The sequence below is a fragment of the Gammaproteobacteria bacterium genome (genome assembly GCA_011682695.1).
GTDB lineage: Bacteria > Actinomycetota > Acidimicrobiia > Spongiisociales > UBA4744 > BMS3Bbin01.
The window spans coordinates 16560-39775 of record JAACED010000002.1; the positions used below are offsets into that span (position 1 = coordinate 16560).

The 23216-nt window shown below is 65.0% G+C and carries 19 protein-coding genes; 14 read left to right on the top strand and 5 right to left on the bottom strand.

Annotated features, from left to right (window positions below):
* Positions 1–77 precede the first annotated feature (77 nt).
* Complete coding sequence (locus GWP04_00585) at positions 78–1424, top strand: hypothetical protein (GenBank protein NIA24043.1); 1347 nt, start codon at positions 78–80, stop codon at positions 1422–1424.
* Between the two features lie 201 nt (positions 1425–1625).
* On the opposite strand, the gene tkt is transcribed toward GWP04_00585, so the two are convergent.
* Positions 1626–3572: a transketolase gene (gene tkt / locus GWP04_00590; protein NIA24044.1), complete on the bottom strand. Its 1947-nt coding sequence runs from the start codon at positions 3570–3572 to the stop codon at positions 1626–1628.
* A 166-nt stretch (positions 3573–3738) separates the two neighbouring features.
* Here tkt and GWP04_00595 point away from each other — a divergent pair, with 166 nt between their 5' ends.
* The 3 genes from GWP04_00595 (at position 3739) to GWP04_00605 (ending at position 8347) form a co-directional block, all read left to right on the top strand.
* The gene (locus GWP04_00595; GenBank protein ID NIA24045.1) at positions 3739–5469 is read left to right on the top strand and encodes a bifunctional sulfate adenylyltransferase/adenylylsulfate kinase; all 1731 of its coding nucleotides are present in this window, start codon (positions 3739–3741) and stop codon (positions 5467–5469) included.
* A 350-nt stretch (positions 5470–5819) separates the two neighbouring features.
* Positions 5820–7583: an SLC13 family permease gene (locus GWP04_00600; protein ID NIA24046.1), complete on the top strand. Its 1764-nt coding sequence runs from the start codon at positions 5820–5822 to the stop codon at positions 7581–7583.
* Positions 7580–8347 carry a 3'(2'),5'-bisphosphate nucleotidase CysQ gene (locus GWP04_00605; GenBank protein ID NIA24047.1) on the top strand — a complete coding sequence of 256 codons (768 nt, stop codon included), beginning with the start codon at positions 7580–7582 and terminating at the stop codon, positions 8345–8347. The genes GWP04_00600 and GWP04_00605 overlap by 4 nt, the downstream gene beginning before the upstream one ends.
* Before the next feature lie 253 nt (positions 8348–8600).
* On the opposite strand, the gene GWP04_00610 is transcribed toward GWP04_00605, so the two are convergent.
* The 4 genes from GWP04_00610 to lpdA form a co-directional block, all read right to left on the bottom strand.
* Positions 8601–9686, bottom strand: coding sequence for a M24 family metallopeptidase (locus GWP04_00610; GenBank protein NIA24048.1), 1086 nt, complete (start codon positions 9684–9686; stop codon positions 8601–8603).
* The gene (gene lipA, locus GWP04_00615) at positions 9683–11353 is read right to left on the bottom strand and encodes a lipoyl synthase (protein NIA24049.1); all 1671 of its coding nucleotides are present in this window, start codon (positions 11351–11353) and stop codon (positions 9683–9685) included. Before lipA ends, GWP04_00610 begins: the two co-directional genes overlap by 4 nt.
* An 84-nt stretch (positions 11354–11437) precedes the next feature.
* Positions 11438–12799, bottom strand: coding sequence for a dihydrolipoyllysine-residue succinyltransferase (locus tag GWP04_00620; GenBank protein ID NIA24050.1), 1362 nt, complete (start codon positions 12797–12799; stop codon positions 11438–11440).
* A 36-nt stretch (positions 12800–12835) separates the two neighbouring features.
* Entirely contained in the window at positions 12836–14215 is a 1380-nt protein-coding gene (gene lpdA, locus GWP04_00625) for a dihydrolipoyl dehydrogenase (GenBank protein NIA24051.1), read from the bottom strand.
* Between the two features lie 127 nt (positions 14216–14342).
* Between lpdA and GWP04_00630 the strand changes: the two genes are divergently transcribed.
* The 10 genes from GWP04_00630 (at position 14343) to GWP04_00675 (ending at position 23208) form a co-directional block, all read left to right on the top strand.
* Positions 14343–14975: an alpha/beta fold hydrolase gene (locus GWP04_00630; GenBank protein NIA24052.1), complete on the top strand. Its 633-nt coding sequence runs from the start codon at positions 14343–14345 to the stop codon at positions 14973–14975.
* 240 nt (positions 14976–15215) lie between these two features.
* Complete coding sequence (locus GWP04_00635; GenBank protein ID NIA24053.1) at positions 15216–16301, top strand: 3-isopropylmalate dehydrogenase; 1086 nt, start codon at positions 15216–15218, stop codon at positions 16299–16301.
* 26 nt (positions 16302–16327) lie between these two features.
* Entirely contained in the window at positions 16328–17347 is a 1020-nt protein-coding gene (locus tag GWP04_00640; GenBank protein ID NIA24054.1) for a type II glyceraldehyde-3-phosphate dehydrogenase, read from the top strand.
* A gap of 19 nt (positions 17348–17366) precedes the next feature.
* On the top strand, positions 17367–18617 hold the full coding sequence (gene pgk / locus GWP04_00645; protein NIA24055.1) for a phosphoglycerate kinase: 1251 nt from the start codon (positions 17367–17369) through the stop codon (positions 18615–18617).
* Entirely contained in the window at positions 18614–19129 is a 516-nt protein-coding gene (locus tag GWP04_00650) for a hypothetical protein (GenBank protein NIA24056.1), read from the top strand. Before pgk ends, GWP04_00650 begins: the two co-directional genes overlap by 4 nt.
* Positions 19130–19465: 336 nt before the next feature.
* The gene (locus GWP04_00655; GenBank protein ID NIA24057.1) at positions 19466–19870 is read left to right on the top strand and encodes a cupin domain-containing protein; all 405 of its coding nucleotides are present in this window, start codon (positions 19466–19468) and stop codon (positions 19868–19870) included.
* A gap of 130 nt (positions 19871–20000) precedes the next feature.
* Positions 20001–20903 (top strand): LLM class flavin-dependent oxidoreductase, encoded by a 903-nt coding sequence (locus tag GWP04_00660; protein NIA24058.1) that lies wholly within the window; start codon positions 20001–20003, stop codon positions 20901–20903.
* A 55-nt stretch (positions 20904–20958) separates the two neighbouring features.
* The gene (locus tag GWP04_00665; protein ID NIA24059.1) at positions 20959–21360 is read left to right on the top strand and encodes a cupin domain-containing protein; all 402 of its coding nucleotides are present in this window, start codon (positions 20959–20961) and stop codon (positions 21358–21360) included.
* 31 nt (positions 21361–21391) lie between these two features.
* On the top strand, positions 21392–22258 hold the full coding sequence (locus GWP04_00670) for a transketolase (protein NIA24060.1): 867 nt from the start codon (positions 21392–21394) through the stop codon (positions 22256–22258).
* The gene (locus GWP04_00675; protein NIA24061.1) at positions 22255–23208 is read left to right on the top strand and encodes a transketolase family protein; all 954 of its coding nucleotides are present in this window, start codon (positions 22255–22257) and stop codon (positions 23206–23208) included. The genes GWP04_00670 and GWP04_00675 overlap by 4 nt, the downstream gene beginning before the upstream one ends.
* Positions 23209–23216 lie beyond the last annotated feature (8 nt).

A 23216-nucleotide genomic window follows, 5' to 3' on the forward strand; every position in this document is an offset into this window, starting at 1 on the left:
GTGTCTGATACGACGCCCAACGCACGCAGGCCCGCCAAGCGTAATAGGGTGTCGGTACGCACCCAGAGGGGAAACTCATGCTGCAACGGATCACGACAACAGTGGGAAAACGGTTCACGTTGGTGCTCTTGGCAGCACTGCTGGTGGGCGGTTTGCTCGCACCTGCTGCGCAAGGAGCCGGCAGTTCGACGGTCGATCGCCTGGCCGGCGCAGACCGGTTCGGAACTGCAGTCGCGGTTTCTCAAGATGCGTTCCCCTCCGGAGCGGCAACGGTGTTCGTCGCATACGGGTTCTCGTTCCCCGATGCCCTTGCCGGCGGAGTTGCCGCAGCCATGGCTCCCGGACCGATCCTGTTGGTGCGAACGGACTCGATCCCTACGGTGACCGCCACCGAGCTCACCCGGCTGGCCCCTGACGAGATCGTCATTCTCGGCGGCACCGGTGTCGTATCCGCCGCCGTGGAAACGGCACTCGGCTCGTACGCAACGACGGTTCGCCGGTTGTGGGGAGCCGACCGGTTCGCGACGGCTGCGGCAATCGCCTCCGATACGTTCCCGTCCGGATCCGACACAGTCGTGCTGACCAACGGGTTCAACTACCCCGACGCCGTGGCCGCCGTGCCTGCGGCAGCCAAGATGACCGCGCCGCTGCTCCTGACGCTCACCGAGTCGCTTCCATCGACGACCGCCACGGCGATCACCGCTCTTGGAGCATCCCGTGTCGTGATTCTCGGTGGAACCGCAGCCGTGTCGACGGCTGTGGAAACTGCCGTATCGAATCTGCCGGGCGTGACGAGCGTCGATCGTTGGGGAGGCGCCACCCGCTTCGACACGGCCGCGATAATCAGCCAGGAGAAGTGGCCGTGTGGTTCGACCACGGTGTATGTGACCTACGGGTTCAACTACCCGGACGCACTCGCAGGCGGGCCCGCAGCGTATCTCGACAACGCGCCGATGCTGCTGATGAACTCCGACATCGTCCCGACGGCGACCTACAACGAGATCCGGCGACTTCGCGCCACCAAGGTCGTGATCCTCGGTGGAACAGGCGTCATTTCCGACGCGGCCGAAACGGCCCTCGAGACGCTTCTCGGCCTGTCGACCTACAACGACGCACCGACGGTGAAGATCACCGCTCCTCCGAACCTGTCGACCTATGTCACCACCTGGAACGGGACCGCCTGGGGCGCCGTCGTCGACTTCACATCGACAACGTCGGATGCGAACTGTGATACCACGACCGTCGTATGGACTTCGAGCGTCCAGGGCGCGCTGGGTACCACCGAGGCGATCAGCCCGGAGCTCCTCATCCCGTGGGGACAAGACTCCTCGCAGCCGACGATCACGGTGACCGTCACCGACTCGTACGGTGCGACAGGCAGCGACTCGATTCAGGTCAAGCTGTTCGTACCGTCCCCGGATTGACGCCAACGTCGGCCATAGGAGGGTCCGGTTCGCCGGACTCCCCTATGGCCGATGACGTCGCCCCGGCTCGCAGGTCCCGCATCTGAGACACCCGTTGCAGACAGGTGAACCCGGCCGCTCGCTCCGGCACATCAGGAGGAATAGTCGGCATCGGCGCGGAGAAACAGCCTCCGGCGAACACTCACACCCGGCGGCTGCGGATCATCGCCGACTTCTCGGCCCAAGCCACTCGTTGACCCGTGCCGCCACCGCTCCGGGCGTGAACCCCCACTGCTCGGCGATCACGCCCGCCGGTGCCGAGGCGCCGAAATGGTCGATCCCGATCCGAAGGCCGTCCGAGCCGGTGATGCGCTCCCATCCGAACGTCGACGCCGCCTCGATCGACACGATCGGCACACCGTTGCCGAACACCGATGTCCGGTACGCCTTCTCCTGGGCGAAGAACGCTTCCCACGACGGCAGCGACACGACTCGAGCGGACACGCCGTCGCCGGCGAGCACCTCGGCGGCACCCAACGCCACATGAACTTCCGACCCGGTCGCGACCAGCACCACGTCGTCGCCGTCGCGCAGCACGTACCCGCCGCGGGCAACGCCTCCGCCCGGACGCTCCAGCACGGGAAGCCCCTGTCGGGTCAGCACCAGCGCGGTCGGTCCGTCGGTCCGGTTCACCGCCAGCTCCAGCGCCTCGACGGTCTCGGTCGCGTCTGCGGGACGCAGCACCCACAGGTTGGGCATGGCTCGCAGCGACGCCAGGTGTTCGATCGGCTGGTGGGTCGGCCCATCCTCACCGAGGAACACCGAGTCGTGCGTCCAGATGAAGATGCTCGCCGCCTCCATGAGCGCAGCGAGGCGCACGGCCGGTCGCATGTAGTCGCTGAACACGAAGAACGTCGCCCCGTACGGTCGCAGCCCACCGTGTACGGCCAGGCCGTTCGTGATCGCGCCCATCGCGTGCTCACGGATCCCGTAGCGAATGTTGCGACCCGCCCGATCCTCCTTCGAGAAGCCGGCCGAAAACGAGATCTCGGTCTTGGTCGACGCGACCAGGTCGGCGGCGCCGCCGATGAAACCAGGGATCTTCTCGGCGATCTGGTCGAACACCTTGCCTGCGGCCGCCCGGGTTGCGATCTTGCCGTCGAACGCCGGGGTCTCCAGTCGAACCGAAACATCACCGAAGTAGCCGGCCCAGCGTTCACTCGTCTCGGCGTCGACACCCGAAAACCGCTTCTCCCACGCCGCACGCGCTCCGCGGCCCCGATCCATGGCGTTCGAGAAGAACTCGTACACCCCGTCGGGGACGTAGAACGGCTCATCGGGCGGGAACCCCATCAGCTCTTTGGTCGCACGAAGCTCCTCTTCGCCCAGCGGGGATCCGTGCACCCCCGGGGTGTCGTGTTTGGTGGGCGCACCATGACCGATGTGCGTTCGGGCGATGATCAGCGACGGCTTGTCGGCGACTACGAGCGCTTCACGGGTCGCTTCCTCGATCGCTGTCCTGTCGTGGCCGTCGACGGAGACCGTGTGCCATCCCATGGCGGCGAATCGTGCGGGGATGTCCTCGGTGAAGGTGATCGACGTGTTCCCGTCGATGGTGATGTGGTTGTCGTCGTAGTAGTAGGTGAGCTTGCCGAGTCCCAGGTGCCCGGCGAGCGACGCGGTCTCCGCGGAAATGCCTTCCATGAGGTCACCGTCGGAGACGAACCCCCATGTGCGATGGTTCACGAGCTCCGGCCCGAAGACGGCCCGCAGGTGCTCTTCGGCGATCGCCAAGCCGACCGCTGTGCCGAACCCCTGGCCGAGCGGCCCGGTGGTCATCTCGATCCCTCTGGCCTGGTCGATCTCGGGATGCCCCGCCGTGTGCGACCCCCACTGGCGGAACTGTCGGAGATCCTCCATCGTGACCGGGAAGCCACTGAGATGCAGCAGCGCATAGAGCAGCATGGATGCGTGGCCGTTGGAGAGCACGAACCGGTCTCGGTCGGGCCACGTCGGATCGTCAGGATCGACGTTCAGGAACTTCGCCCAGAGCACCGTCGCGATGTCGGCCATGCCCATCGGTGCGCCGGGATGACCCGAGTTCGCTTTCTGGACGCCGTCGATGGCAAGACCTTTGATCGTGTCGACGGCGAGTTGTTCGATGCTCATCGGCTCTCCCGGTGGTTTTACGCAAGCGTAGTGAGGTCTGTCGGCCCGTCGAGCACCCTGTGACGCGCATCGGCGCACTCACGGGCCAACCACGTAGGGACATGAGGTGTTCCAACGGATGGCGATCCCCTACACTCCTCCTCATCCCGAGATCCAGGACTGATTCATGACCGATCATCTCATCGCGCCCCACGGGGGCACCCTCGTCGACCTGCTCGTCGACGAAGCCCGAGCCACCGAATTGAAGGAAGCGTCCCGCGACTGGCCGTCGTGGGATCTGACCGATCGACAGGTTCACGACCTCGAACTCTTGCTGAGCGGCGGCTTCTCACCGCTGCGAGGATTCATGACCCGCGCCGACTACGAACCGGTCCTGGAAACGATGCGGCTCGCCGACGGGACCCTGTGGCCGATGCCTATCACCCTGGACGTCACCGAATCTTTCGCAAAAGACCTCGAGACCGGCCACAGGATCGCCCTTCGAGATTCCGAAGGAGTCATGCTCGCCGTCCTCACCGTCTCGGACGTGTGGACACCTGATAAACACCACAAAGCGGAGGCGGTCTTTGGCACGTCCAACCCAGAGCATCCGGCCGTCGGCTACCTGTTCAACACTGCGAACCCGGTCTACGTCGGTGGGACGATCGAGGGTGTGCAGCGACCGGTCCACTACGACTTCCGTCAGCTCCGACTGACCCCCGCCGAAGTGCGAGCCCGGTTCGCCAAGTTGGGTTGGCGCACGGTGGTGGCCTTTCAGACACGCAACCCGATGCATCGTGCCCACGTCGAGCTGACCCGTCGCGCCGCACTGGAAGTCGGGGCGAACCTGCTGATCCATCCCGTCGTCGGGATGACCAAACCCGGTGACGTGGACCACTACACACGGGTGCGTGCCTACCAGGCGGTGCTCCAACGCTACCCCCGCCAGACGGCGATGCTGTCCCTGTTGCCGCTGGCGATGCGGATGGGCGGACCCCGCGAGGCGCTGTGGCACGCCATCATCCGCAAGAACCACGGGGTGACGCATTTCATCGTCGGCCGCGATCACGCCGGCCCGGGATCGGACTCGTCAGGGACTCCGTTCTACGGACCGTACGACGCCCAGGACCTCCTCAGAGAGCACGAGGCGGAGCTCGGCGTCACAATGGTCCCGTTCAAACTGATGGTGTACCTCGAAGACCAGGACACCTACATGCCGATCGACGAGGTTCCCGAGGGCGCCCGCACGCTCAGCATCTCCGGAACCGAACTGCGTGAACGCCTTGCCGAAGGTCGTGAGATCCCCGAGTGGTTCACGTATCCCGAAGTCGTGACCGAGCTGCGTCGCACCCACCCGCCGCGCTCCAAGCAGGGCTTCACCGTGTTCTTCACCGGCCTGTCGGGATCGGGCAAGTCGACGATCGCGAACGCGTTGCTGGTGAAGCTGTCGGAGATCGGTGGCCGTCCCATCACGCTGCTCGACGGCGACATCGTGCGAAAGAACCTGTCGTCGGAACTCGGGTTCTCCAAGGAGCATCGCGACATCAACATCCGCCGGATCGGGTTCGTCGCGTCTGAGATCACCAAGCACCGTGGCATCGCGATCTGCGCACCGATCGCCCCGTACGACAAGATCCGCCAGGAGAACCGTGCGGCCATCTCCACGTACGGCGGGTACGTGCTGGTCTACGTCAGCACACCGATCGAGGTGTGCGAGCAGCGGGACCGCAAGGGCCTGTACGCGAAGGCCCGAGCCGGGATCATCAAGGAGTTCACCGGCATCTCGGATCCGTACGAGGCGCCCGATGACGCCGACGTCGTGATCGATGCCGCCACGATGAGCCCTGAAGAGGCAGCAAACCAGATCATCATCGAGCTGGAGAAGCTCGGCTACGTGGATGTCAACGGAGACAGGTGAGTCCCCACCCCCCTCCCCGTTTCCTCCCCCGGCGAGGGCTCTGGCGAGCGTTGGGGGAGGTGTCGCCCCGGCGGCGGAGGGGGTCCCGACTACGAGCAACACTCCCCCCTCCCGGCTTCGCCGTACTCCCCCCAACGGTCGCTTCGCTCCCTGGGGGGAGAAACGTTCGTTTCCTCCCCCGGCGAGGGCTCTGGCGAGCGTTGGGGAAGGTGCCCTCGGGGCTCTGGCCGAGGACGGAGGGGGTCCCGTTTCCTCCCCCGGCGAGGGCTCTGGCGAGCGTTGGGGGAGGTGCCCTCGGGGCTCTGGCCAAGGACGGAGGGGGTCCGAGTGATACCCGCGGAGCCGATTGAATGATCTGGCAGGCGTGGTTCACCCTCGGGATCGTCGTCGCCGTCGTCGTCGTGCTCGTGCGCGACATGCTGCCTCCCGCCGCGGCGGTCGGCTCTGCCACGGTGGCGCTGCTCACCGCCGGGATCATCAGCCCGACCGAGGCGCTCTCGGGATTCGCCAATCCCGCTCCGGCGACGATCGCCGCTCTCTACATCGTCGCCGCCGCGGTCGCCAAGACCGGTGTTCTGGCGCCGCTGGTTCGCACCGTCCTCGGCGACGGTGACCATCCTCACACCGCCCTCGCCCGACTCACCGTGCCCACGACCGCTGCGTCGTCGATCCTGAACAACACGCCGATCGTTGCGATGCTGGCCCCACAGATCGAACGGTGGGCGGAGGCACGCGGCCAGTCACCGTCGAGGTACCTGATGCCGCTGTCGTTCGCAGCGATCCTCGGTGGGGTGGTCACGTTGATGGGGACCGCCACGAACATCGTCGTCTCCGGCCTGCTCGAAGCCGACGGGTACGCCCCGCTCGGCTTCTTCGAGATCACCAAGATCGGCCTGCCCGTGGCCATCGTCGGGATCGCCCTGATCGTCCTCCTTGCACCGAAACTGCTGCCGACCCGGCGGTCCCCCGCCACGGCCGACGATGAGGAGTTCCGTCAGTTCAACATCACGATGCAGGTGCTCAGCGACCTCGACGGTCTCACCGTCGAGGCAGCCGGCCTGCGTCATCTGCGCGGCGTGTTTCTCGCCCAGCTCGAACGGGCAGGCGAGCTGGTCACTCCGGTCGGACGCGACACTGTGCTGCACACCGGCGATGTGCTCCGGTTCATCGGCAGGGTCGACCAGGTCGTCGATCTCGTCGCGGTCCCCGGGCTGACCTCCACCGAGCAGCACCAGATGGCTCGCCTCGACGCAACCGACGTCGCCCACTACGAGGCCGTCATCGGCATGTCGTCGCCGCTCGTCGGCGCGACGTTGCGGTCGGCCGGGTTCCGGGGCCGCTACCAGGCGGTCGTCACTGCGATCCACCGCGCAGGGCAACGCATCGACGCGAAACTCGGCGACGTTCTGCTGCGCCCCGGCGACACGCTGCTGGTCGTCGCCGACCACGACTGGGGCCGCCGCTGGCGGGAACGTCCCGACTTTGCGTTGATCGCACGGCTGGACGCCGCCCCGCCCGTCGCGGGACGACGGGCGCCGCTCACCGGCCTGGTCGTCGCCGCGATGGTTACCGCTGCGGCCACCGGTGTCGTACCGCTCGTCACCGCGGCGCTGCTCGGAGCAGCAGCTCTGGTGGCGTTGCGGATCGTCACGACGGCCGAGGCGCGCACGGCCGTCGACCTGGATGTCATCATCACGATCGCCGCCGCGTTCGGGATCGCCGCAGGGATGCAGACGTCCGGGCTGGCCGACACGGCCGCAACCTGGATGATCGGCACGTTTGGCGGGTTCGGGCCGGTCGGTGCGCTCGCCGGCATCATCGTGGCGACCGTGATCCTCAAGGAGATCGTGACGAACAATGCGGCTGCGCTGTTGATCCTCCCGGTGGCGCTGGCCACCGCGACGGGACTCGGGTTGAACCCCCGAGCGTTCGCCCTCGGTGTCGCCGTTGCAGCCGCGACACCGTTCCTCACCCCGATCGGGTATCAGACGAACCTGATGGTGTACGGGCCAGGCGGGTACCGGTTCAGTGACTATCTGCGGCTCGGCGTGCCGCTCACCATCGCCGTCGTGGCGATGCTGCTCGTCGGGATCCCTATCCTCTGGCCATTATGAGGCACGACCTGGTCCGCATCGAGAAGGCGCTGCGCCGCGCCGGTGAGACCCTCGACGCGTTCACTGCCGGAGAGATCGAGTCGGTCCTCAAAGAGGGCGGCGATCCGGTCACCGCGGCGGACCTCGCCGTCAACGAGGTACTCGCCGACATCCTCCCCGAGCAGGGTGATGGCTGGCTGTCGGAGGAAACGGCCGACGACTCGGCACGGTTGACCTGCCGACGGGTATGGGTCGTCGACCCGCTCGACGGCACGAGAGAGTTCATCGCCGGCATCCCGGAGTGGTGCGTCTCGATCGGCCTCGTCGAAGACGGGGTGCCGGTCGCCGGAGGAATCTATGTGCCAACGAGTGACCGGCTGATCCTCGGCGCCGTCGGTGAGGGTGTGACCCTCAACGGAGAGCCGGCACGTATCTCCCCGGTCACAGACATACGCGGAGCACTCGTGCTGGCCTCACGCAGCGAGACGAAGCGGGGCGAGTGGGATCGGTTCCACACGTCGCCGATCTCGGTACGGAACCTCGGGTCGGTCGCCTACAAGCTCGGTCTCGTCGCCGTGGGATCGGCCGATGCCACCTGGACGCTCGTGCCGAAGAACGAATGGGACGTCGCTGCCGGTGCGGCGCTGGTCACTGCCGCCGGCGGGGTCGTGTTCGGCATCGACGGCGAACCGGTGCGGTTCAACCGGCCGAACCCGTTGCTGTCCGGCTTTGTAGCGACCGCACCGGGCATCGAAGGGCCTGTTCGCGAGCTGCTCGGGATTTGAAGGCTCCCCTCCCCGTTTCCTCCCCCAGGAGGCCGGAGGCCGACGCTGGGGGAGGTGTCCCGCAGGGACGGAGGGGGTCCTGGGGTCGGGTGTGTACTCGCCTCCCGGCTTCGCCGTACTCCCCCCAACACTCGCTTCGCTCCCTGGGGGGAGAAACACTCGTTTCCTCCCCCAGCGAGGGCTTTGACGAGCGTTGGGGGAGGTATCCCGCAGGGACGGAGGGGGTCCTGCCGAGTGCTCGGAAAGGAGCCGGCTACGTGACCGTGACGAGATCTCGCGACGATTGATTCAGGCGCTCCACACCGTCGTCGGTCACCGCGACGATATCTTCGATGCGCATCCCGAAGCGGCCCGGCAGGTAGATGCCCGGTTCGATCGAGAACACCATCCCCGGCGCCAGCACCGTGTCGTTGCCTTCGACGATATAGGGATGTTCGTGCACGTCGAGGCCGATCCCGTGGCCGGTCCGGTGGATGAAGAACTCTGCGTACCCGGCGTCGGCGATGACGCCTCGGGCGGCTGCATCGATGAACTCGGCGGTCACACCGGGTCGAACGGCGTCGACGGCTACTGCCTGTGCCCGGCGCAGCACCGCGAACGGTTCGGCGAACCCTTCCGGGGCTTCGCCGACGACGAACATCCTGGTGGTGTCCGAGTAGTACCCGCCGAGAGCCCCGCCGAAGTCGCACACGACGGCATCGCCGGCTTCGATCACCCGATCCGATGCCTCATGATGCGGCGACGCCCCGTTCGGTCCCGACCCGACGAGCGCGAAGTCGACCTCCTCGTGGCCTTCTTCGAGCAGCATGCCGACGATCACGCGGGATAGTTCTCGTTCGGTCTTCCCGGAGAACTGCATGTCGGCGAGCCGGGCCGCCACCCGGTCCGCGGCGGCGCCGGCCTGGCGCAGCAGGTCGATTTCGGCGGCGTCTTTGCGTATCCGCAGCTCTGCGGTGAGAACGGAAGCCTGCACGAAGACGGCCTGGGAAAGCTGCTCCTGAAGTTGCAGCAGAAACGTCGACCAGGTCTGGTCACCGATCGCAACGCGACGCGCTCCCGGCACAAGGTCCGCAACGATGCGCACCGGATCCTCGGTCTCGCCCCACGGGCGGATCTCGAACACGCCGGGCTTCTGGACGACACGCGGGGCCTCCAGCTCCGGTACGAGTAGCGTTGCCGGCCCCGACACGGGAAGCACGAGCATCGTGAGCCGTTCCAACGGCATCGCCGTGTATCCGGTGAAGTACGGCAGATCAGCGCCCACCGACAGCAGCATCGCATCCAGGCCTTGACTCTCCATCAGCGTCCTGGCCGACTGGATCCTGGCTGCATGGTTCATCGCACACCGACCGGAGTGCCGGCTCTCGCAGCCTCGGTGGCCTCACGGGCGTGGTAGCTGGAACGCACCAGCGGCCCGGACTCGACATGGGCCAGCCCGAGCTTCTCGCCGTAGTCCCTGTATTCGGCGAACTCGTCCGGATGAACGTACCGGTGGATCGCACGATGTTTCGCGCTTGGGCGCAGGTATTGACCGATCGTGACGATGTCGGTGCCGACGGCCCGCAGGTCGGCGAGCGTCCCCAGAATCTCGTCCTTCGTCTCGCCCATCCCGACGATGAGTCCCGACTTGACCGAACCGGACGGGCGCATCCACTTGGCCCTCGCCAGCAGGGCGAGCGACCGTCCGTAGTTCGCAGCGGTTCGGACGTCTCTTTGGAGTCGCAGCACCGTCTCGGTGTTGTGGTTCAGCACCGCCGGTCCGGCATCCATCACCGTCTGCAGGTCCTTTCTGGAACCCTTGAAGTCGGGGATCAGCACTTCGACGTCGCATTCGGGGACCCGCCGGTGCACCGCCTCGATGGTTGCGGCGAAGATGCCTGCGCCTCCGTCGTCGAGGTCGTCACGGTTCACCGAGGTGATCACCGCGTGGCGCAGCCCCATTCGTTCGATCGCCTCTGCGGCACGATCGGGTTCCTCGAGGTCGAGCTCGGTCGGCTTGCCGGTTGCGACATCGCAGAAACTGCACGCGCGGGTGCAGCGGTCACCGAGGATCATCAGTGTCGACGTCCCCGATTCCCAGCACTCGAAGATGTTCGGGCAGCCGGCGTCCTCGCAGACCGTGTGGAGCTCGAGATCACGCATCATCGACTTCAACATCGCGTATTCGGCGCCCATGTGGGCCTTCACCCGCATCCAGTCCGGGCGTTCGGGCTCACCGGGGAGGCGCCCGCCTTTGAGCGTGATCGGGGTGGTTTCGTGCCGGTCGGGTGAGAACGTCCCGGAGGCGAGGAGTTGGTCGACTTCGAAGGTTCGGGCACGGCCTTGGCCTCGTGTGAATGCGCCGAGCTGTGTTTCGGTGTTCGCATACTCGAACGCCTCGACGAAATGCGGAATGAGGCGCTCGACCACCTCTTCGAGGGAGATGTCGGTACCGAGCACGTCCTGCATCGAGACGACGGCCCGCTCGGTGATGCCGCACGGGTTGATGTGGCCGAAGTACGACATGTCGGTGTTCACGTTCACCGCGAACCCGTGCATCGTCACCCCTTGGGCGACCCTGATGCCGATTGCAGCGACCTTGCCTTCGGTGGTCCAGACTCCGGTGAAGTCACGTTCGGTCCACGATTCGATCCCGAAATCGGCAAGCGTGGCCATCAGCACGGCTTCGAGGCCGTGCACGTAGGCGGAGACCTTTTTCGTGTCGTCGAGTGCGACGATCGGATAGCCGACGAGCTGGCCGGGACCGTGGTAGGTGATGTCGCCGCCCCGGTCGATGTCGAACACCTCCGCGTTCAGCTGGGCGAGCCGTTCGTCCGAGATCAGCATGTTGGCCCGGTCGCCGTGACGTCCGATCGTGTAGACGTGGGGATGTTCGAGCAGCAGCAGGTAGTCGTCAAAGGTGCGGCCGGTCGTGCGGCCCTCCCAGATGGCCTTCTGCAGGTCCCACGCCTCGGCGTACGGGAGCCGCCCCAGCCAGCGGAGGCGGAGACGAGTGTCAGGTGTCATGGCTGATGCCACCTACCAGGCACCAAGTACGAAGTACTTCGTATCGCGACCACATCGAACCCGAGACCGCTGGGCGGGTGACGCTCACGACAGCTCCTGCTGCCAATCCCAACTCTGCAGGTTCTCTTTGATCCGGTTGAGGAATTGCACGGCGATCACGCCGTCGAATGCACGGTGATCCCAGGTGAAGCCCAGGTATCCGATCGGGTGAATGGCGATCATGTCCTGGCCTTCGGCCGAGGTGATCACCGTCGGGCGTTTCACGATCGACTCGGTCGACAGGATCCCGACGTTCGGCAGCGGCAGGATGGGCGCAGACATGAACGACCCGTACGGCCCCGGGTTCGTGATGCTGAACGTGAAGCCGGCCACGTCGTCGGGATGCAGCCCTCCACCGCGAGCCTTGTCGGCGAGGTCTCGAATCGCACGGGCCAGGCCGACCAGCCGCAACCCGTCGGCGTCTTTCAGCGACGTGACGATGAGACCCTTGCCCTCGACATTGACGGCGATGCCGAGATTGATCGCGTTGTGGAACACCGCCTTCTTCTGCTCCAGATAGAACGAAGAGTTGACGACGGGAAACGCCTTGAGCGCGTCGACGGTCGCCCGGGCGATGAACGGCAGGTAGGTGAGCGAGAAACCTTCCTGCTCTTTGAACGCGGCCCGGTGACGCTGCCGCACCCGTTCGACCGCCTCGTAGTCGACCTCGACCGATGTCCACACGTGCGCGGCGGTCTGCTTGGCCCGGGTCAAGTTCTCGCCGATGCGGGCCCGCAGCCGGCTCAGGTCGCGCACTTCGTCGCCGGGAAGGGTGGGCACCTCTGCGGGCGTGGCAGCCGGGCCGGCGGGAGCTGCGACCGGTTCGTGTGCAGGTGCAGGTGGCGTCACGGGTTCGGGAGCAGTCGCTGGAGCAGGCCGGCGTTCGAGATAGGCGAGCACGTCGTTGCGGGTGATGCGTCCTCCGCGTCCGGTGCCTTGGATCTGGGAGAGATCCAGGTCGTTCTCCCTGGCGAGTTTCCTCACGACCGGTGAGAGGAAGCGCTGCTCCTCGACTGCCGTCGGCGGCACGGGCGCGCCGGTCGGCGGTGCGGAAACGGGGGCGGCCGGCGGCTCCGGTGCCGACTCGGCCGCCGGCGCAGGCTCAGGTTCGGGGGCCGCTTCGGGAACGGGTTCGGGGGCCGCTTGAGGCTCCGCAGCGACCTGTTCACCGGCCTCACCGACCACGACCATCGGCGTGCCCACCTTCACCGTCTCGCCTTCGGGGACGAGGATCGCCAGGATCGTCCCTGCGACCGGGGACGGGATCTCGGTGTCCACCTTGTCGGTGGAGACTTCGACGAGGACCTCGTCCTCGTGGATCGTGTCACCCACCTTCTTCGGCCAGGAGAGAATCGTTCCCTCCGTGACCGTCTCACCCAGCTGCGGCATGTTGACCGTCGTGGCCATCCTCGCTCCTCTCACGTGGCGGCCGGCGCCGCCGGTTCAGTGCAGACTTCTCCCGCTTGCGCTGAGCAGCGTTTCGCCCACCGCTTCGGAAAGTGTCGGATGGGCATGAATGAACGCGGCCGCCTCGGACGGCAGCGCCTCCCAGCCCACTGCGTACATCATCTCATGGATCATTTCACCTGCTTGCGGCCCAACGATCGACACTCCCAAGATCGGGCCGCCCTTCTCGGCGACGATCTTCACAATGCCGCGGTTCTGCCCGATGATTCTTGCGCGGCTCACCGCGGCGAACCCGTGGCTCGTCACCTCGACGTCATAGCCAAGTTGTTTCGCTTTGGCCTCCGAGTAGCCGACCTCGGCCATCTCGGGGCGCGTGTACACGACGAGCGGAACTGCCCGGTAGTCGACCGGCTGCGTCTCGCCGGTGGCGATGTAGGTGATCGCGGCGATCGCTTCGGCGAACCCGACGTGGGCGAGCTGCGGGGTTCCTGCAACGATGTCGCCGACCGCGTATATGCCCGGTTCGGCGGTCTGCATCGTCGCCTTGTCGACTTCGACGAACCCGCGGTCCACCACGGCTTTGGTGTTTTCCAGGCCGATCCCGTCGGTGAGGGGCTTGCGTCCGACGGCGACCAGCACGATGTCGACGTCGACGGAGTCGTCGCCGAACGGAACCGTCACCCCGGTATCGGTGATCTGCGCGGGTCCGACCTGCACCGACGTGCGGATCTTGACGCCGTGACGCTTGAGGTTGCGGGTCAGTTCCTTCGATGCATCCGGGTCGGCTCCGGGAACGATCTGGTCCATCATCTCGAACAGGTGCACTTCGCTGCCGACGTCGACGAGCATCGAGGCGAACTCGCACCCGATCGCCCCGGCGCCGATGATCGCTACCCGCTTGGGCTGTGCTTGCCAGTCGAGGGCGTCGTTGGAGGTGACGATCTTCGTTCCGTCGAACTCGTACCCGGGAATCGAGCGAGGACCGGATCCGGTGGCGACGATGATGTTGCGGCCTTCGAGAACCTGCTCGCCGTCGGCACCGGCCACCCGCACCTTGCCGGGAGCGTCGATGCGGCCGAACCCGGAGACGATCTCTGCGCCGCGGGATCGCAGGAGGCCGGCAAGGCCTTTGGTCAGGCCACCGACGATGTCGTTCTTGCGGGCGTGGGCGGTGCCCCAGTCGAGTGTCGGCTCACCGGCCGTCACGCCAAACGTGGCGGCGTCTTTGACGGTGGTGAAGACTTCGGCGGTGTGGAGCCAGTGTTTGGCCGGGATGCATCCGCGGTTGAGACAGGTCCCACCGACTTGCTGGTCTTTCTCGACGATGGCGACACTGAGACCGAAATTGTGAGCGTATAGCGCGGCCGCGTACCCCCCGGGACCGGCACCGATGATGACGACGTCGTACAAGGAAATCCTCCGTGTGGGAAGCCCGAGGATAGTGCCCTCTGTCGGGTGCAGTGTCTGCAGGACGGTTTCTCGTCAATGCTGGCAGGACCAGGTACAGCCAGCATTGACGAGAACGGGACTACTGTGCTTGGCCGTGGTCCAACTCCCCTCCTCCAACCACACGATCGACACCCGGAACGGCATCCGTCTCGAGGCACGCTGGGACGAACCGGACGTCGCCACCGGCGTGGTGGTGTTCTGTCACCCGCACCCGCAGGCCGGCGGCACCATGCACGCACCCCTGATGCATCATGTGACGCATGGACTGGTCGAACGTGGCTTTGCAGTGCTGCGCTTCAACTTCCGGGGAGTCGGGGCATCAACCGGGACCTGGGACCGGGGAGAGGGCGAGATCGACGACGTTGCCGCCGCCGTGCAGGACGCTCGACAACGCCACGCCGATCTCCCGCTCGGTCTGGCGGGATGGTCGTTCGGCGCCCTGACTTCGCTTCGCTGGCAGGGACGGTCCGGCGACGACTCCCCCTACGCCGGCATCGCACTGCCGGTCGGCATGTTCGCCCAGCCGAAACGACTGGCCCCGGCGCCCAGAGTGCTGATCATCGGAGACCGTGACCAGTTCGCCAACGTCGAGGCGACCCGGGCATACGCGGACACGATCGGAGCGAAGGTGGAAGTCCTCGAAGGCAGCGACCACTTTTTCACGTTCCGACACGACCGCGTGACCGAGATCGTCGCCCAGACGCTCACTCGACAACTCGGGCAGTAGAACAGCCTCCCGACGACCAGCCACCATCCGAAGGTGCGACCCACAACGGGCCCATCACGTCGCGCCCTGGTCGATGCATCGCACCGGCCCGTCGCGACAAGGGTCGGGCGCCGCTCTCCATCCACTTCACGAAGGTTCACGGCGAGATTCAGCTCTGTGAGTGCTGCCCGGTAATCTCCCGGCTGTTGGCCGATAAAGAGCCTACCGGCGATGAGCAGAGCGAGACGTGAGGAGGCCACAGTGCCGCAATACCGCATAGCAGCAATCCCTGGGGACGGAGTGGGCGCCGAGATCACCCAGGAGGCCACTCGCATTCTGAACGCTGCTGCCCAGATTCACGGTTTCGACGTCGAACTCGAATCGTTCGATTGGTCATGCGATTACTACCTCCAAAACGGCGTGATGATGCCGGACGACGCCCTGCCGACGCTGGCGGATTTCGACAGCATCTTCCTTGGTTGCATAGGGGACGCGAACAAGGTTCCCGACCACATCTCGCTGCAGCTACTCCTCGCGATTCGCACCGGCTTCGATCAGTACGTCAATCTTCGCCCGATCAAGCTCTACCCGGGAGTGCGCACTCCGATCACCACGGCCACCCCGGAGACCGTGGACATGCTCGTCATCCGTGAGAACACCGAAGGCGAGTACTCGCGAGTCGGCGGCATCTTCAAGCAGGGAACACCGGAAAGCTTCGCGTTGCAGACAGGTGTGTTCACGTGGAAAGGATGTGACCGTGTCATCCGATACGCGTTCGACGCCGCCGTCCGGCGAAAGGAGACCATCGGCTCCCCCGGTCGCGTCACCAACTGCACGAAGTCGAACGCACTGAACTATTCGATGGTCTTTTGGGACGAGGTGTACGCATCGGTGGCTCAGGACTACCCGAGCATCGAGACGGACATGGCGCTCGTGGATGCCCTCACGATGTGGTTCGTCAAGAACCCCGGCTGGTTCGATGTGGTCGTGGCTTCGAACCTATTCGGCGACATCATCACCGACCTCGGCGCCATGCTCCAAGGCGGGATGGGATTCGCCGGCGGCGGAAACATCAATCCGGAACGAACCTATCCATCGATGTTCGAACCCATCCACGGTTCCGCTCCCAAGTACACGGGCAAGCACATCGTCAATCCGATCGCCTCGATCGAAGCGGTCAGGATGATGCTCGAACATCTCGGCGAGAAAGAAGCGGCGGACAACGTTCAGCAGGCAGTTGCAGCAACCCTGGGAAAGGGCGAAGTCCGCACCAAGGACATGGGTGGAAACAACACAACCGATGAAGTCGGCCTGGCCGTCGAGAAGGCGATGAGGGCGACCGCGTAAACAGACGCCGCGAGGAGGTCCCAGCGATGGCAAAGGTCAAAGTAGGTGTTGCGGGCTATGGCGTGATCGGCCAGCGTCTGGCCGATGGCGCCGCCCGGCAGGAAGACATGCAGGTCGTAGGTGTCGCCGATGTCGCCCCCACCCTGGCCGTACGGGCACTCGCCGAACGCGGCATGCCCTTCGACCTCTACGCCGCCACTTCGGACGGACGGACCGCTCTGGAGGAGGCCGGCATCCCGGTCACAGGAGACTTCGACGACCTCCTCGGGCAAGTGGACATCATGCTGGACGCCACCGGGGCAGGTATCGGCGCCAAGAACAAGGAGCGATACGTTCAACACGGCATCAAGGCGATCTTCCAGGGAGGAGAAGCCGGCGGTGTGGCAGACGTGTTCTTCCACGGCTACGCCAACTACGAAAAGGGTGTGGGGCGCGACTACCTGAAACTCACCTCCTGCAACACGACCGGCCTGATACGGGCGGTCGACTGTCTCGATCGTGCCACCGGCATCGAGAAGATCGCCGTCACGATCATCCGACGCGTCGCCGATCCGGGTGATACACATCGCGGTCTGGTCGATTCTCTCCGTATGGAGCCGATTCCCAGTCATCAGGCGGTCGATCTGATGAACATCATGCCCCACATCGACGCGACAGGCCTGCTGGTGCACACTCCGGTCACCCACGGCCACATCATCAGCATCGTCGCCACCCCGAAACGCAAGATCGACACGGACACGGTCATCGAAGCCTTCCAGGCACATCCCCGCATTCGAGTCGTGAGGATTGCCGACGGGTTCACCACCAACACGTCCCTGTTCAACTACGCCCGCTTTCTCGGTCACCCTCGCGGAGACATGTATGAGATCGGACTGTTCGAAGAGACGGTCGGCATGTCGGGGGACGACGTGGTATTCGCCATCAACATCCCCCAAGAGTCCGTGGTCATCCCGGAAACAATCGATGGAATCCGAGCGGCCCTCGAACTGCAGACCGACCGTCTCGAAGCCGTCGGGCTGACCAACAAATACCTGGGTATCGGCTGAACAAGAGATCGGAAGCGTCATGAAGATCGCATCGCTCGACGATTTCGACGTTCGCGGCTCTCGCGTCCTGCTTCGTGTCGACATCAACTCTCCGATCGATCAGGAGACCGGCACGATCGCAGACGACAACCGACTGAACAAGAGTCTTCCAACGATCGAGGACCTGACGCGCGCCGGAGCGAAGACGGTAGTCATCGCTCACCAAGGCGACACGCTGGACTACCACAACCTCGTCTCGCTGGAGGAGCACGCTGTGAAGCTCTCCGAGAAGCTGAACCGCAACGTGTCGTTTCTCGACGACGTGGCCGGTCCGGCCGCACGGCAGGCGATCCTCGACATGGAGGACGGGGAGATACTCCTTCTCGACAATCTTCGCTTCCTCACCGAGGAGGTCTCCACGTTCGAGAACGCGGTCAAGCTGACACCGGAGGAAATGACCAAGACCTACCTCGTGCGCAACCTTGCGCCGCTCTTCGATCTGTACGTCAACGATGCGTTCGCCGCCGCGCACCGAAACGCCCCATCGATGGTCGCGTTCCAGGAACTCCTGCCCACGGCGGGAGGACGTCTCCTCATCGAGGAGGTCACCGCCCTGTCGGGCATTGCCGAACATCCGGCTCAGCCGTGCGTCTTCCTTCTCGGCGGATTGAAGATCTCCGATGCCTTCGGAATGATGACGAAGATCCTCGCCGAGGGCACGGCCGATGCGGTGCTCACGGCGGGAATCACCGGACACATCATGCTCATGGCGGCCGGCGTCGATCTGGGGCCGCCCTCGGTGCAGTTCATCCAGAATCGGTCGCTCGACGCCTTCGTCCCCCAGGCCGTCGACTACCTGCAGCGGTACGGTGATCGAATACGGGCGCCGATCGACGTCGCCGTGGACGACCAGGGCCGTCGGCGGGAGGTGGCCGTGTCGGACCTTCCGACCGACCGAATGATCATCGACATAGGCCCCGAGACCATCGCCGAATACCGCCGGGTGATCGGCGAGGCCGCCACTGTCTTCGTCAACGGTCCGGCCGGGGTGTACGAATCGCAGATCGGCGCCGTCGGCACGCGCTCTGTCTGGGAGGCCGTGGCCGCCACATCGGGACGCTCGGTGATCGGAGGCGGAGACACGGTTGCGAGTGCACGCCGCTTCATCGACCTGGACGACATCGATTTCGTGAGCACCGGCGGTGGCGCACTGATCCGGTATCTGAGCGGCCAGCCTCTCCCCCTCCTGGCATCGATGGAGAAGGCCGCCGAAAGGGACCTGCCACGATGAGCGCCGACGGCGCGTACCTGCTCCCTGCGATGGAGTTGGCGCGCTCTCTGTTCTTGCGCGACGACAACTACTACGGGTGTGCCGAGAGCACGCTGGTCGCACTCCAGACGCTCTTTGGTCTCCCCGGCGCCGACGATTCGTCCGCCGCCATGGCGCTGAACGGCGGAGTGGCCTACTCGGGTGGGGTGTGTGGGGCAATCTCGGGCGCGGCGATGGCAGTGGGCCGCCTCGTCGAGAGCCGAATCGACGACCATCAGGCCGCGAAACGCGTGACCCGCCGGCTCATCCAGAAGCTCATGGCAGCTTTCGTGTCCGAGTTCGCTTCGGCCGATTGTCGTGACCTCATCGACTACGAGCTCTCCATTCCCGAAGAGCACGACGCCTTCATCGAGAGCGGAGTCTGGAGAGCTACCTGCATGCATCTGATCGAGTTCTCGGTCTGGAACTTGTCCGATCTGGCAGACGAGAGTGTCTGGAGTCGGGCTATCGCGGAGTTGAACGAACCGGCGTGACCTGTCCGGGCGCCGGTTCACCGGCCACGGCATGTCCGGCGCACTCCTGGCACAATGGACGTCAATGCCTTGGCAGGCAACATTTGTGGTGTCGATGCCGAGTCGGGGGCATCTGGTCGACATGGATCGACCCGTCCCTTTCGTTCGCGTCGAGTTGTCGGGTCGATCCGATATCGATCGCAAGACCCGCACAACGAAGGCGCACCTGCAGGTGCGTCGAGGCGGAGAACGTAGCAAGCGGCGTTCCTGGCCGGCAGAACGCCGCAAAGGTTGCCGGTCGAGGCACTAGGTTGAGGCGCCGACAGGCCAAACGCCGACAGGCCAAACAAGGAGGATATGGACATGGCCGGAACCTTTGTGCCGCATGCATCGGTCGAATTCGAAACACTGGACTGGGGGCAGCTCGGTTGGCTGTCTCGGCCGGCGTCCACCGGAGCGAAACAGCTCGTCGTCATCGATGTTCGGCTCGATCCCGGTGGTTGCCACAATTTCCACAAACACCCGGATCAAGAGGAAGTCCTCTTCGTGATCGAAGGGGCGGTCGAGCAGTGGATCGGCGACGAGAAGCACATCATGCGAGCGGGTGACGCCTGCTTCGTCCCGACGGGCACAGTCCATGCTTCGTTCAACGATTTCGATGGCAACGCAAAGTTGCTGGCCATCCTCGGTCCTTGCGTCGGCGAGGCCGGATACGAGCTTGTCGACGTGGCCGAAGAGGAGCCCTGGGCTTCACTTCGCTGACCGCCACTCGGTCGACAATTGCAGGGTGACAAGGCCGACTGACGGCGGTCGGCCTTGTCACCCGTACGATCGCAGGGCCGGCCGTGGCCGGTGCCGGCGGTAACCTGGTCTCCTATCCGTGAGGAGGAAAATGCCCCTGCAGGATTGGCTGGGACCGACCGGGGTCTGGGGAACGTTTGACCACTGGAGTGTCGGCCAAATCGTCGACTATGCGCGCCGGGCCGAAGAACTCGGGTATGACTGCTTCTGGGTCAACGAAAGTCTGGGTCGGGAACCGTTCGCTCTGCTCGGCCTGCTTGCAGCATCCACCTCCGGCATCCCACTCGGCCTGGGGGTCGCACCGATCCATGCCCGCGACGCCACCGCAGCGCATGCGGGGGCGAGAACCATCGCCGAGGCCACGGGCGGCCGGTTCATCATGGGCCTGGGAGTCTCACACGCCTCGTCGGCGGCCGCCAGGGGCCATGACTACACGTCCCCGCTCGCGACACTGGAACGGTACCTGCGCGAATACCGTGAGGCACCCTATCGGGCCGTGCTCCCCGACCATGAGCCGCCACTGGTCGTGGCCGCCCTGCGTCCCCGCGCTCTGCGGCTGGCCGCACGCACGGCCGACGGCGTCTTTCCCTACCTCGTAACCGCCGAATACGTGGCCCGGGCCCGGTCTGTCATCGACGCGGCTCACGACGACCGACTCCACCGGCCGGCACTCATCGTCACCCAAGCGGTGGTCGCCGACGACGACCCGATTCGCGCCCGATCTGCTGCGCGCTCCTACCTGGCGGGGCATCTCCGCCAACCCAACTACAGGGCAAGCCTCATCCACATGGGATATCGAGAAGCCGACCTCGACGACGGAGGAAGCGACCGGCTTGTGGACGATCTCGTCGCTCACGGATCACGCCAGGATCTTCAGGCGGCCGTTGCGCGTATGCACGGGGCCGGAGCCGACCACGTGGCCGTCATACCCATATCTCCGCAGGGTTCTCGAGCCGACTGGGCCGGTCTCGAAGCGGCGAGGCCCGCCTCTTGACCACCCTCTCCGGGAGGGACTATCGTAAATACTCGATAATCGATGATCTGGCCAGGTGGGACCGACCGACCTGGCTTTGGAGGCGACGGTGGAACTCAAAGCCGTGACGAAAACAGAAGCGCGGGTCTTCAATCTGCCTGGCAGGGATTGGCTGCATTACATCGGTCCGGAGATCGGCGATGCCAAGAATCTGACCGTCGGCTACTCCGTGTTCCCACCGAATTCGGCCCCCGAGGGGCATGTCCACCCGACCCAGGAAGAGGTCATCTACATCGTCTCGGGCAAGGGTGAGCTGGTGACACCCGAAGGCACGGCCTTCCTCGAACCTGGCACCTGCGTGTACATTCCTCCGGGTCTGCACCATCAGACGGTTTCCCACGGCCCCGGTCCCCTGGAAATGGTCACCTCCTTCTCTCCCCCCGTTGTCCCCGGCTCATACGAGAAAGACGACGAATGAGCGCCGGCGCACCGCCCAGACCGAGATCCGAATGATGACGACCGCTCCGACCGTCGCCGAGATTGCCGATATCGCCCGCCGGGCTCGTATCCAGATTCTCAAAGCGGTCGCCCATGCCAAGGGCGGCCATGTGGGTGGCCCATATTCGGCGGTCGACATGCTGGCCGCCCTCTACTTTCGAGTCCTCGATGTTCGCCCCGATGAACCGGACTGGCCCGACCGAGACCGGTTCGTACTCTCCAAGGGGCACAGCTCCATCGCCCTGTACACCGTCCTGGCGATGCGGGGCTACTTCGACATCGAGGAACTGGCGACCTTCGACGCGATCGACTCGAGACTCCAGGGCCATCCGGACATGACGATCACCCCGGGCATCGACATGTCGTCTGGTTCACTCGGCCTTGGTTTCGCCGGTGCGCTCGGCATCGCCCTCGGAGCTCGTGCGTTGGGCAAGGACTTCACCACCTATGTGATGCTCGGCGACGGCGAGTGCAACGAGGGGATCGTGTGGGAAGGGGCTCATGTGGCCAACCGCTATCACCTCGACAACGTGGTGGCGATCGTCGACCAGAACAACCTCCAGCAGTTCGGCTGGCGTGGCGACACGGCGACCGAACGCCTCACCCCGTATGTTGGAGACGAGCTGGCGGGCCGCTGGAGAGCATTCGGATGGCACGTCCTGGAGGTGGACGGTCACGACATTGGAGCGTTCCTGAACACCGTGGAGAAAGCCCAAGCCGTCTCCGAAAGCCCCGTGGTGATCGTGGCCCACACCATCAAGGGCAAAGGGGTCTCATTCATGGAGGACAATTACAGGTGGCACAGCAGGGTGCCGACCGAGGAGGAGTTCGCCACCGCGATGCAGGAACTCGGCGAGACGAAAGCCGGTGAACGATGACCAGTCTCACGCCGGGGAAGGCCTTGAGAGTGGCCTTCGGCGAAACGATCGCCGAACTCGCACGAACCGATCCCCGACTCGTCGTCCTCGACGGCGATACCGGGAGTTCCACCCGGACGGACTTGTTCGAAAACGAGCACCCGGAGCGGTTCTTCCAGATGGGGATTACCGAACAGAACATGCTCGGCATGGCAGCCGGCATGGCAACGCTCGGTTTGATCCCGATCGTCAGCACCTTTGCCTGTTTCATCGTCTCTCGGGCACATGACTCGATTCGGGTCTTGATCGCTCAACCGAAACTGAACGTCAAACTGATGGGCGGATACGCCGGCCTGCTTGCCGGGATGACCGGCAAGACACACCTCATGTTCGATGACATCTCCATCATGCGGGCAATGGCGAACATGACGGTGGTCGCCCCCGCGGACGAAGTCGAGACTCGCCGGGCACTGCCCGCGATCATCGACCATCCCGGTCCCGTGTACTTGCGGCTGACCCGCTCCAACTCGCCGGTTCTCTTCGACAACGACTACCGGTTCGAGATCGGCAAGGCAGTCACCCTTCGCGAGGGGTCTGATATCACCGTCTTCTCGACCGGGGTGCAAAGCGTCCGTGCGTACGAGGCCGCGCAGGTGCTGGCAACCGAAGGCATCGACGTACACCTCGTTCACGTGCCAACGATCAAGCCACTCGACATCGATGCCATCGTGAGCGCTGCAAGGAAGACGAACCTGGTGATGACCTCTGAAGAACACACCATCGTGGGCGGCCTTGGTGGGGCGATCGCCGAGACTCTGGCAGAGTATCACCCGGTACCGATCAAACGACACGGCCTGCAGGACGTGTTCGGAGAGTCCGGACCCAACGAGGATCTCCTCGAGAAGTATGGTATTTCGGCGTCGAGAACGGCCGAGACGGTGCGTGAGACGGTCCGCTCGCTCAAGAGGTGACCGGAAGG

Bases quoted from the DNA above. Each gene is read 5' to 3' on its own strand.
- GWP04_00585 (NIA24043.1), top strand. From the start codon at position 78: ATGCTGCAACGGATCACGACAACAGTGGGAAAACGGTTCACGTTGGTG.
- tkt (NIA24044.1), bottom strand. From the start codon at position 3,572: ATGAGCATCGAACAACTCGCCGTCGACACGATCAAAGGTCTTGCCATC.
- GWP04_00595 (NIA24045.1), top strand. From the start codon at position 3,739: ATGACCGATCATCTCATCGCGCCCCACGGGGGCACCCTCGTCGACCTG.
- GWP04_00600 (NIA24046.1), top strand. From the start codon at position 5,820: ATGATCTGGCAGGCGTGGTTCACCCTCGGGATCGTCGTCGCCGTCGTC.
- GWP04_00605 (NIA24047.1), top strand. From the start codon at position 7,580: ATGAGGCACGACCTGGTCCGCATCGAGAAGGCGCTGCGCCGCGCCGGT.
- GWP04_00610 (NIA24048.1), bottom strand. From the start codon at position 9,686: ATGAACCATGCAGCCAGGATCCAGTCGGCCAGGACGCTGATGGAGAGT.
- lipA (NIA24049.1), bottom strand. From the start codon at position 11,353: ATGACACCTGACACTCGTCTCCGCCTCCGCTGGCTGGGGCGGCTCCCG.
- GWP04_00620 (NIA24050.1), bottom strand. From the start codon at position 12,799: ATGGCCACGACGGTCAACATGCCGCAGCTGGGTGAGACGGTCACGGAG.
- GWP04_00640 (NIA24054.1), top strand. From the start codon at position 16,328: ATGGCAAAGGTCAAAGTAGGTGTTGCGGGCTATGGCGTGATCGGCCAG.
- pgk (NIA24055.1), top strand. From the start codon at position 17,367: ATGAAGATCGCATCGCTCGACGATTTCGACGTTCGCGGCTCTCGCGTC.
- GWP04_00650 (NIA24056.1), top strand. From the start codon at position 18,614: ATGAGCGCCGACGGCGCGTACCTGCTCCCTGCGATGGAGTTGGCGCGC.
- GWP04_00655 (NIA24057.1), top strand. From the start codon at position 19,466: ATGGACATGGCCGGAACCTTTGTGCCGCATGCATCGGTCGAATTCGAA.
- GWP04_00660 (NIA24058.1), top strand. From the start codon at position 20,001: ATGCCCCTGCAGGATTGGCTGGGACCGACCGGGGTCTGGGGAACGTTT.
- GWP04_00670 (NIA24060.1), top strand. From the start codon at position 21,392: ATGATGACGACCGCTCCGACCGTCGCCGAGATTGCCGATATCGCCCGC.
- GWP04_00675 (NIA24061.1), top strand. From the start codon at position 22,255: ATGACCAGTCTCACGCCGGGGAAGGCCTTGAGAGTGGCCTTCGGCGAA.